The sequence below is a fragment of the Paenibacillus sp. plas6 genome, assembly GCF_057221655.1.
Genome location: NZ_CM170151.1, coordinates 1,901,276 through 1,913,465, shown reverse-complemented (window position 1 = coordinate 1,913,465; position 12,190 = coordinate 1,901,276). Strand labels below are relative to the sequence as shown.

Below are 12,190 nucleotides of genomic sequence, written 5' to 3'. Positions count from 1 at the left end.
GGTTATGAAAAAAAGTTTATCTCTACTAGTTGCAATCGCAATGGTATTTTCCATGTTTGCAACGCTTGTATCTGCTGACACAGCATCCGCTGGTCAAAAGCTATTAAATACTGGTATTATCAAAGGTACTAGCCAAGGTCTTGAAGAGAATTCTGAATGGTTACGTCAAGACGTTACAGTTCTAATCGCTCGTCTACTTGGTAAAGAAGCTGAAGCTCAAGCTTTCGCTAACACTCATGGTTTTGCAGACCTTGATTCTAAATTCTACAATGGTTATGTTTCTTGGGCTAAAGAAAATAACTTCTTTATCGGTCAATCTGCAACTAAATTTGGTGTGAATGAACCAATCACTAACCAAGAGTTTGCTACAGTTCTACTACGTGTATTAAATACACTTCAAGGTAAAACTGAAGAAGTTGACTACGCTACAGCTTTCGAAACTGCTGTAGAACTAGGTCTTGCTAGCAAAGATCTTGATCCTAAAGCTAACGCTATTCGTGGCGATATCTATGAATCTCTTGTATCTGCTCTTGATTACAAAATCAACGGCAAAACTGTAGGTAACATTCTTAACCTACCTGGTTATGAACTTACTGAACTAGCAATCGTTTCTGCTAAAGCAGTAGTTAAAGCTGCTGTTAATGTTGAATTCAACACTAACGTTGACGTTCTTAAATCTGAGGATGTAACTGTTGTTGATGCAAACGGCAATAACGTTCTTGTAGAAAAAGTTACTGTTAACGGTAATAAAGCAACTGTTGCACTAAGCGACGAGCTTGAATCCGGTAAAACATATACTTTGAAAATTGCTTCTGCAACAACTGCTGAAGGTTATGTTCTAACTGACGCTAGCCAAGAATTCAGCTACAAAGCAACTGAACCAGCTACTGTTGAGTTCGCTGCTACAACAATCGCTATCGTTTCTGGTGCAACTGATGAATTAAAAGTTGTTGTTAAAGATGCTGATGGCAACGACATTACTGCTAACTACTCTCAAGATGATTTCGAAGTTCTATCCAGCGATTCTTCTGTAATCGATGGTTTTGACGCTAAAACTACTGGTGATGTTATCGTTAACGTTAAACTTAAAGTTGACGATGATGTAACAATCGAAACTGGTAACCAAATCATCTCTGTTAAAGATGCACTAACAGCTTCTATCACTGATGTAAGCTTCGTAGCTGCTGGAAGCAACACTGATGTTGACGACAACGATCTAAAAGTTTCTGTTGAAGAAACTGGTGACATTCTTTTCGCTGCTAAAGACCAAGCTGACATTGAGTATGTTTACCCTGCAGCTTCTATCACTGACGTATCTTTCAAATCTTTGAACCCATCTCGTCTAGTGGTTGACTCTGCAACTGGTGAATACAAAGCACTTCAAGAAGGTTCTGCAACTGTGCAAATTTCTGCTAAAGTTGCTGGCGTAAGTGTTACTAAATCTGTTGTTGTAACAGTTCAAGCAAAAGCAAAAGTATCTTCAATCTCTGTTTCTGAATCTAGCGTTAAAATCGTAGAAAATGCTTCTGGCATTGACTATGGTTTCAAAGTTAAAGTTCTTGACCAATATGGCGATAAAATCGCTGTTAGCGGTGCAACAATTGAAGTAACTTCTTCTAAAACTGAAATCGTTACTGTATCTGTTGATGGTGACATCACTACTGGTGAAGCTGATGTAGCAGTTGTTGGTCACAAAAACGGTACTTCTTCTGTTAAAGTGACTGTTAAAGCTGATGACAAAACATTCACTAAAACAGTATCTGTTTCTCAAGTAGCTCAAAACGGTTTTGGTGGTTATGTTGCTGAAACTAACGTTGATACTATCGACGTAACTCCAACAGCTCCAAAAGCTGATAAAGATGCTAAGAAAACTGCACAAATTTCTGTTTATCAAAAAGATAAAAACGGTAATAAATTTGCTAAAGTAACTGATAAAGTTTACTTCTCTTCTAGCGATGAAAAACTTGCTACTGTAGATGCTAACGGTCTTGTAACTGCTGAAAAAGCTGGTTCTGTTACAATTACAGTTAAAGCTGGTGATTCTGAAGATAAAGCTACAACAATCGCTACTGTTAAATTGACTGTTGTTAACTCTGCTCCAGTAATCACTAAAGTTGTTCAAGCTAAATCTACAATTACTGTTTACGATGAAACTACAAACAACATCATTTCTAAGTTGTTCGGTAAAAACGAAGCTCTTGTAGTTACTGACCAACATGGTGATGTATATCCTACTGATAACATCGTACTTGGTACAGACGCTACAATCGCTACTTCTGATTCTAGCGTAATCGATACTAACGGTAACGTTAAAGGCGAAGGTAAAGCTACAATTACTGTATCTATCAACAAACAATTCTTCGTAGTAAATGTTAACGTTAAGTAATCACTGATTACTACAAACATCCTGCTCACATTTGTGAGCAGGATGTTTTTTTATTATTTTCAATTATTCGCAACTTTATTTCCTATTTATTCGTCTAATAGATTAGAATATTTAGGAGGGATAGGGTGAGAATATGATAATTGGTCGTCATTACAGCAAGTTTAGAGCCTATGTAATGGGATTATTAATTATCGCATTAGTTTTTAGTTCGGTTCCGCAACCGATAACTGCTGCTGGTAATAATGAGGTTACATTGCAGAAGGATGTAACGGCAACTTTACAAGATTCACAAATTTTAAACACGGATTCTGGTAAAGTAGCTGCATTTACAATATTAATTGATAATAAATCTAACAACAGTATTCCACTCATTGATTACTGGGCGCGAATAAAAGCATCTGGCAATAAATCATTTGTTACACGTTTAATTGAAAGTGATAAGAAGAAGGAATTGGTTTCTTCCAAATCAAGCATTACATTAACTTTCTATGCAACGATTGATAAAGCAACTACATTAGAACAGCTACATATTGATCTTATTAAATGGGATTTTAGCGTATCAAATTATGAGCGTATTCTAGGAAGTTTGAAGAGCTCGGGAAGCGGCATTACTTCTTATAATTCCGCAAAGAAATTTTTATTTGGAAAAAATACGCTTGAAACCAAATTAGTCAACTACACATTATATCGTGACCAAAAGTATGGATATTTAAACGTTGAAGCGATAATTAGTAATAAGTCTTCCTCGTCAGCAAACCTAAATGAGCTACAATTTCAATTAGTAGCCGGTAATCAGATTTATACAGTAGAGCCTTCATTTAAGGAGCTAACATTAAAAGCGAATGAATCTAAGCGAGTAATGCTGTCGACTACTTTAGCTGTTGCCGATTTAAATAAATCATTAATGTTTCAAATTTATTCTGTTAGCGCTGAAGATAATATATCATTGCCTTTAGCCAACTTGGCTATGCCGGCAGTGAAGGATACAGCAGCCCTTGCGATTAACAAGACAAGAGCTATATATGTAGACGATAAAACAATCAATGTTAAAGCCTTAACGAGTACAGTAAGCACTTCAGAAAATAGAACTTACTTTACAACGAAGGTTGAACTCGAAAATAACACTTCATCGCCGATGGATCTTCCATCACTCGGTTATTATGTAAAAACAAAAGATGGATATTTGTATCCTCTACAGCTAGAGGGTGAGGATAAGGAAAAGGTAACTCTTTTACCTAACATTAAACAAACGGTAACGGTGACAGGACAAATTCCTAGTCAAAGCGTATTATCAACAAGTGAGCTTGTTATATTCGCTGAAAATGAAGAACAGAAAAATAAAAGTTTCCTAGGCAACTTTAAGATTGTTGTTTCTAATAGTACACAAGATGACACTGATGCAAATGCATCCAGCAAAGCCACATATGAAGGCATGGAAATTGAGCAAGTTTCCTTACAACGAACACCAAATGATTTAAACGATTTAGTAGTTGCTGAATTTGTCGTGAAAAATACGAGCAAAGAGACAAAAGCAAAATTAAATCTTAATGGTCAATTCTTATTGGACGGCGTAAAGCTACCTGTTGATAAAACGACGCTTGTTAATCTAGATCAGCTTCTAACAATAGCACCAGGTCAATCTTATCGAGTTATTGCTTATACAGAAATACCGTATACGCAGCAAGTGAAAAAATTTAGCTTTAGAATGACAGATGAAAAAGATAAGGATACTTCTAAGTATATTCATACCTTTGCAGTGAATGGCTTACAAAGTGCTTCTCTACTGGCAGCAAATCAATCTTATGAAATAGATAAGATTGGTGGACGAGGAGAAGTGAAGTTGTTGAAGTCCAATATATATAAAGGTGCACAATCTGATATTTTTTATGCAGAATTAGAATATACGAATAACGAAAGACGTTCTGTATTACCTACTCAGCTGGCAGCATATATTGAAAATTCAAATAATGATCTAATTAATTTAACATTATCAAAATACGAGCAAAAAATATTGCCAGGTGGTAAAGTGGTACTTACAGCATCTGGGGTAATTCCTAGAAACTTCGAAAAAGAGAAGCTAGAATTTTTCTTTGGCGAGGCGCTTCAACTTGGCGAAGAGAAAGGAATCGCAATTGTTAATCCGGTATATACTCAACATACGATCAAATCTGTTACACCAAAAAGCACTTTAGAGAAGCTACCATTTAATGAGTATGATCTTACTCTTCGATATGTAGCGGCTTATTATGATTCTTCGGATGAATGGTCATTAGATACAGTTGATTTGTCGTTTGAGTATGACCTAGAGGTTAGAGAAGATGCACCGTATTATAGTGATAAACATTCTGTCCTAGTTGAATTTGAGGATGTTAACACACCGAAGGTGATTTTCTCCAAACAATTTGACATAGCTTCAGGTGAGAAATCAGAGAATACGCTTGAAATTGGTAAAGGTAAAAAGGCAAGTATTCGTTATACGCATGATTTGGTAACGATGAAAAACTTCGATAAGTTTTTAATCAATGTTTACGATGTATATCAAGGCAACAAAATATTAATTGCATCTAAAGAAATGACATTTGGGACTGTTAATAATTAATCTTATTACTCCTACAATTTATTTAGGCTACTATGGGGGCTACTAATCTACTGTAGAATTTAGTATGCTAATAGAGTAGCCTAATAAGTTGTAAGAAAGGAGTTTGAGTTTGAGAAAAAAATGGACAAATACCGTTTTTGCCACTTGCTTAATTGCAGTTGGCATTATTGCGGGAACGTTGATAGGTAATGCATTGACAGTTGGAACAAGCTCAGTGACTCCAGGAACAGTTAATGATCCTGTAGTGACAAAGAGCTATGTAGATGAACAAATAGCTAAAATAAACGGCTCTGGCCTCTCAAATGATACGGAGTCACAAGCTAAGCTTGAAGTAGTAACTGTCCCGGTTGATCGCATATTGATGGTTAATGCGGGAAGTGAAGCTGTCATCCGTGTAGGAAAAGCGGTAGCTTATAGCTCAGACAGCAATGGTATATCTGATGTAACAGCAGGTGAGGATATAAAAAAAGGTTCCCCTGTTCCAACGAATCATTTAATATGGTTCCCAAGAGATGGTCGTGGTATTCAGGCTGCGCCAGACTCTAAAACATCTTTAACTGTACTTGTAAAAGGTTCGTATTATTTGGAATAATAAATTTTCATCTTCCGTCAAGCCTCTTAGACAAGCCGCTTGACGGATTTTTATTAGCAGCGGATAAATTAATATAGGAAATAAAGCAAGCTTTAACCATCGTTGCTAAACATTTATCAGGGTATAACTTCATCGACAAGCCATACTAAAGCTGAAATTATAAATACCTTTAGTATAGGAGGCTGTCATTATGGGTAGAAGCAAGCAAGTAATTGTACCACAATGTAAAGAAGCGATTAACGCTATGAAGTATGAGTTGGCTGCTGAAATCGGCTTGTATAATCCGCAAAGCGAACAGTTAAATACTGAGTTTGCCGGGGAGCTAGGGGAAACAACATTAAATATTGGAAAAATAAATTGGGAAACGGCCACAACACGACAAGTTGGTTATATCGGAGGATCAATTACAAAGCGTCTTATACAGCAGGCAGAACAAGTACTTGGAACGCTTTAATTACACGATTAAATAGACAGTTAGCTACATTGACACGTAAGTTGATTTTCTGTATCATTTAATTCAAGAGTGTTGTAAATCAACCTTTTCCTAGTGGAAAAGGTTAATTTTTTGGGTATATAGGTGGAATCTTATATATACATGATATAGATAATGGGAGGTTGAGGTGGATGTCAGTAAAAGGACGTCATTTGTTTACATCAGAATCAGTAACAGAAGGGCATCCTGATAAAATTTGTGATCAAATTTCTGATGCTGTGCTTGATGCGTTTTTGGAAGCTGATCCTAATGCGCGTGTAGCTTGTGAAGTAGCTGTAGCTACAGGTTTAGTGCTTGTTATCGGAGAAATTTCAAGTAAAGCTGATTATATTGATATTCCAGCTATAGCGCGTCGTACCATTAAAGAAATTGGTTACACTCGTGCAAAATATGGATTTGATTACAGTACATGTGCGGTATTAACTTCGATTAATGAGCAGTCGCCAGATATTGCTCAAGGTGTCAATGCAGCATTAGAATCACGCGATGGTAAAGATATGAAACAAGAAAGTGAAAACATTGGTGCTGGAGACCAAGGTTTGATGTTTGGTTTTGCTACAAATGAAACCCCTGAATTAATGCCGCTACCAATCGCATTGTCTCATCGTATCGCCCGTCGTTTGTCTGAAGTTCGAAAAAATGGAACTTTAGATTATCTTCGTCCAGATGGAAAAACACAAGTGACAATCGAATACATTGACGATAAACCAGTACGTGTTGATACAATTGTAGTATCTACTCAACATGCAGATGAAATTACATTAGAACAAATCCAAAATGATGTAATGGAGCATGTAATTAAGCCAGTTGTTCCAACAGAATGGCTTGATGAGCAAACGAAATATTATATTAACCCAACAGGCCGTTTTGTTATTGGTGGACCTCAAGGTGATGCTGGTCTTACTGGCCGTAAAATTATTGTTGACACATATGGCGGTTATGCTCGTCATGGCGGTGGTGCATTCTCTGGTAAGGATCCAACAAAAGTAGACCGTTCTGCGGCCTATGCAGCGCGATATGTAGCTAAAAATATCGTTGCAGCTGGACTAGCTGATAAATGCGAAATTCAATTAGCATATGCTATCGGCGTTGCTCAACCAGTATCGATTAACGTTGATACGTATGGAACAGGCAAGATTGCTGATGAAAAACTAGTTGAGATTATCCGCAATAACTTTGATCTTAGACCAGCAGGTATCATTAAAATGCTAGATCTTCGTCGTCCAATTTATTCAAAAACTGCTGCTTATGGTCATTTTGGTCGTACAGATATCGATTTGCCTTGGGAACGTGTAGATAAAGCAGAATCCTTAAAACTTGAAGCAGGCCTATAATCCATAATTTTAGAAACTTTTTATCCAGATTTTACGTCTAATTAGATGTAAAATCTGGTTTTTTATTTTTATTGAAGTTGCAATCCTAATCAAATGCCCTTCATTTTTATAAGGAAAAAGCCGAAAAATAATGTACGAGTGTATTTCAAGGAGTGAATTGGATGCGGGCAAATCATAGGCTTTCTTTAATTATCGTAATTTTAATGGTATTGCAGCTAGCTTTTCCGTACGGTAGCTGGCAAAAAGAAACAAGTGCAGCAACATTAGGACCAGTTATTGTAAGTACAAGTCCTAATAGCGGTGCAACAAATGTTGGACAACGTCCAAAACTGCAAGTTACGTTTGATGAAAATATTATAAAAAAGGATACAAGTAAAAAAGTATACATTTATCGTTACTCGGATAACGCAAGTGTAGATTCATATCGGATAAGCGACTCTAGTGTTACAGTTGCCAGCAATGTATTAACGATTAATGTAAATAAAGATTTAGAATTAAATACCGAATATTATGTATTAATTGAGGCAGGGGCTGTAGCAAATTCCTCCAATGATGCATTATTCGCAGGAATTAGTGACCCTAAAGTATGGAATTTTAAAACGACAGATGCAGTCGATAAAGTAAAACCAAAGCTTGTAGACAAAGGGCAGCTATGTGAATCTACTGGAACATGCAATACGAAATTGTCGATTACAAGCTCGTTTACATTGAAATTTGACGAACCTGTATATGTGTCCAGCGGCAATATTTTGCTTCAAGGAGCACAAGATAGTCGTTCAATTCCAGTAACTTCTTCTGAGATTACAGGTAGTGGTACCAATGTTATTACTATTACACCAAGCACACCATTACAACCTTCTACCTTATACACATTAACAATTACAAGCAGTAACTTTACAGATGCTGCTGGAAATCCGTTTGATGGTGGAACTTGGAAATTTAATACGGATGAAAGCCCTGTTAAGTTAGAAGGGACTTCACCAAGCAATAATGCAACAAATGTAAATGTATCGAGCAATATTGAGCTGTACTTTAATCAAAATGTAGCAGCAAGTAATAATAAGCGGGTTCAAATTCGTAATGCCTCCAATAATGAGCTTGTTTTTGATAAATTAGCAACTGATCCAAGCATTACGATTAACAATAAAGTTGTAACGATTGATCCACCGGCTAATCTAAACCCTAACACATATTATTATGTAACGATTGAGCCTGGTGCATTTTATTTGAGTGGCAGTCCAAGCGAAATTTTTTATGGACTAAGCAATGCAACTGACTTTAGATTCCAAACAGGAGTAGGAAATGATACAACCCCTCCTACTATTAAAACGTATTCGCCAGCTAAAGGTGGAAGCGGCGTAGGTACAGCAGAGAAAATTAGTTTAACGTTCTCTGAGCCTGTCTACGTAAAAAGTGGAACTATCGAGATTAGAGAATATAACTCTGGAGCATTATATCGTTCAATTGACGTGACTTCTAATCGAATTACTGGTGGAGGCACGACTGTCCTAACCATTGATCCGCACAGCGCAAAAGGGGAAACTGCAAAATCTTTTACAGTTGGTACACGTTATTATGTAACGATCAGTAAAGATGCAATTGTAGATGCTGCGGGTAATGGATTTGCTGGATTTAGCAGTAAAACGTCTTATTATTTTACTGTTTCGTCAACACAGACTGGTCCTCAACTTGTGTCATTGTCTCCTGTTAATTTGAGTACAGCTGTTCCGATTGAGGATAATGTGTTCAAATTAACGTTTGATAAACCTGTTATGGTTGATCCAGAAAATAGTGTAGCTAAAATTATTAATCTTACAAACTCAGAAAATAGTACTACTGGTACTTTAACTAATAGCTCAACGGACAATAAAGTAATTGAGCTAAGACCAGACAGTCTATTAAAAGAAAATAACGATTATTATATTAACATTGCTGAAAATTCGATAATGGATTTAGGCGGAAATTATTTTGTAGGTATTCAAAACCAATATCAATGGAAATTTAAAACAATTGGCGGAGACACTGTTGCTCCAAACAGAGTTAAAGTAGAAGTTAGCGGCAATGAAATTCGTTTAGTTTATAACGAACTGTTAAATGAGAACGTAGTGCCTTCTCCTGCACAGTTTTATGTTACAGTTGGAGGTTTAGCGCGCAATGTAAGCAGTGTAAAGATTACTGGTAATGTCGTATTTGTCACACTGTCTTCCGCTGTAAATAGTGGTCAGCAAGTATTGATCTCTTATAGCAAAGGGGATAAATCTATTCAAGATTTGTCCAAAAATATAGCAGCAGATTTTGCAAATGTAATAGTGACCAATGGATTTACAGAAACAAATCCAGTTATAAAATCTAGCAGCTATAGCGGTAGTACAATTACGCTAACGTTTAGTGAAACGCTAGATACATTGCACAGTTTGGCGTTTACACAATTTAGCGTAACCGTTAATGGAAAAGCAACATCAATTAGCCGTATTTCACAAAGCGGTACTAATTTAACGATTACATTAGGAACAAGTATTTCAGCTGGGTCAACTGTAATTGTTGGCTATACACAGGGGCTTTATCCAATCGTTGGCTTATCAAATAATAAGGTAGCTTCATTTAGTCATACAGTTGGTAAGAGCAGTAGCGGAGGAACGGTATCTGGTCCACCAGTGCTGCAAACAATTACGTTATCAGGAAGTAGCTTACTTTTGAAATATAATGAAGATTTAAAATCAAACTCAGCTCCAGGAGTTTACCAGTATGTAATTCAGGTAAATGGAAGAGTTGTGACAGCACGTTCTGTTTCCATTAGCGGAGATACAGTAAAACTTGACTTACCTTCTGCACCGGGATCGAACGATATTATTTATGTATCTTATTACTCATCCAGTCAAACATTGCTTGATAGTGATAATAACGCTGCTGCTTCATTTTCAAATCAATTAGTAAGACCTTCTTCTTCTCAAAATGACAATAATGATGAGAAGAAAGAGGAAGTAAAAGTTCAAGGAGCAGTATTAAAAGGTGATACGTTAACTGTTAATTTCTCTGGAAAGTTAGATACAACATCAATTCCTGCAACGAACAACTTCCTAGTGTTTATTGCGGATAATTCAAGACAAATATCGAATATTTCGATCTCTGGATCACAAGTGATCATCAAACTGTTTACTCCTGCTAAGGTAGGAGAGGTTGCAACAATTTCTTACTTTAATACGAATGATTTGTTGCGAAGTGAATCTGGAACGGCAATTAGCGGTTTTTCCAATGTATCTGTAGCTAACCAAACATCATTGCTGGATACGCTGTCTGATGATTATGGTTCAGCAACAAACGGACTGTTAATTAAAACTTCAGCAACCACAACGACTTCTGATGTGTCACCAGGTGGGTATACTGTAAATCGTTATACAATTAATGCTGATAAACTAAATACAGCTATTTCTACATTAGCTGATGCTAAAATGACAAATGCTCAGCTTGTATTTGAAGTTCCTGCAAGTGAACGTGCGGCGATCGTAGCATTCCCAGTATCATCGTTAGAATATGCTTCTCGCAAAGGTAACTTTACATTAGTAGTTAAGCAAGGTGCAAACAGTTACGAGGTACCTGTTTCGGCAATTGATGTAACATCTGCTTCAAGAGCTTTGAGCGGGGATGCAACAACAAATGCTGTGAAGCTTGTCATGGAAGTAGGGAACACATCAGCAACAAGCACATTAGTTACTGCTGTAAATCGCAGCGGTGCAACATTGTTGGAAGGTCCATTCTATTATGATGCATTAGTAGTAAATGGGGCACGTTCAGAGTCTGCAAAAATTAAAGGCAATTTGACACGTACTATTCAAACGACGCGTTCATTTACGAATAGTAACACAGCGGTTGTGTTTTATGACACAGTAGCAGGTCAATTATCTTATGTGCCAACATCATTTAGTCAATCTGGTTCAACAACAACAGTTCAATTTAAGCGTCCTGGAAATAGCGCGTATGTACTTGTATCCAGCAATAAGACTTACAGCGATTCATCCAAGCACTGGGGCTTAAGCTCAATTAATGTAATGACTCGCAAGTTTATTGCTGATGGTCATAGTGCAACAAACTTTGACCCTAAAACAAACATTACCCGTGGGGAATTTGCTACGTATATCGTGCGTGGTCTTGGACTTAGCGCTGATAAGGAAGCAGCGAAACAGTTCAAGGATGTTAATAGTAATTCAGTTATGGGCGGATATATCGGAGCAGCTGTGAAGTCTGGTATCGTGTCGGGCGTTTCATCAACTTCTTTTGCTCCAAATAGCTATATCACTCGTCAGGATATGGCTCTAATGATGATTCGTGCAGCAAGTTACCTTGGCTTAGATACGAAACTTTCTGGTAGTGCCGATTCTGTGCTAGCTGGCTATAAAGATAAATCATCCGTTAGCTCTTATGCTAAAACAGGTCTTGCCCAGGCGATTCAGCTAGGTATTATTTCTGGTACATCAGGGACAACATTATCACCAAAAGATAATGCAGAGCGTGTACAAGGAATAATAATGATTCAGCGTTTATTAGAGTTAGCTGGATACCTGCAAAAATAGCTTGCCCAAATTAGCTGAAAAATTATTGCTTTGTTAAACAAAAGGGGGTTGCCCAGCAAGTCAGGTGAACTGACATGCTGAACGGCCTCCTTTTTACTGTTTGCGGTTAAATTTTAAAATATCCATTAGTTTTCTAGTAAATAAATGCTAGAAAAGGGCAACTTTCTATGAATTGTTGTAGTCTAATAAATATAGATATAAAAGTAGGGAGAGAAAAC

General features: G+C 36.9%; 6 protein-coding genes. All 6 read left to right on the top strand.

Annotation, left to right across the window (positions count from 1 at the left end):
* Nucleotides 1–4 precede the first annotated feature (4 nt).
* The 6 genes from AC2TDL_RS08545 to AC2TDL_RS08520 all read left to right on the top strand — a co-directional run bounded on the left by AC2TDL_RS08545 (nt 5) and on the right by AC2TDL_RS08520 (nt 11,972).
* The gene (locus AC2TDL_RS08545) at nt 5–2,386 is read left to right on the top strand and encodes an Ig-like domain-containing protein (protein WP_484700294.1); all 2,382 of its coding nucleotides are present in this window, start codon (nt 5–7) and stop codon (nt 2,384–2,386) included.
* 133 nt (nt 2,387–2,519) lie between these two features.
* Nucleotides 2,520–4,985, top strand: coding sequence for a hypothetical protein (locus AC2TDL_RS08540; RefSeq protein WP_484700291.1), 2,466 nt, complete (start codon nt 2,520–2,522; stop codon nt 4,983–4,985).
* A gap of 109 nt (nt 4,986–5,094) precedes the next feature.
* The gene (locus AC2TDL_RS08535; protein WP_484700288.1) at nt 5,095–5,577 is read left to right on the top strand and encodes a hypothetical protein; all 483 of its coding nucleotides are present in this window, start codon (nt 5,095–5,097) and stop codon (nt 5,575–5,577) included.
* 190 nt (nt 5,578–5,767) lie between these two features.
* A complete protein-coding gene (locus AC2TDL_RS08530; protein ID WP_484700286.1) occupies nt 5,768–6,031 on the top strand; it encodes an alpha/beta-type small acid-soluble spore protein in 264 nt (87 codons plus the stop codon).
* A gap of 170 nt (nt 6,032–6,201) precedes the next feature.
* On the top strand, nt 6,202–7,404 hold the full coding sequence (gene metK, locus AC2TDL_RS08525; RefSeq protein ID WP_484700283.1) for a methionine adenosyltransferase: 1,203 nt from the start codon (nt 6,202–6,204) through the stop codon (nt 7,402–7,404).
* A gap of 161 nt (nt 7,405–7,565) precedes the next feature.
* Nucleotides 7,566–11,972 carry an Ig-like domain-containing protein gene (locus AC2TDL_RS08520; protein WP_484700281.1) on the top strand — a complete coding sequence of 1,469 codons (4,407 nt, stop codon included), beginning with the start codon at nt 7,566–7,568 and terminating at the stop codon, nt 11,970–11,972.
* Nucleotides 11,973–12,190 lie beyond the last annotated feature (218 nt).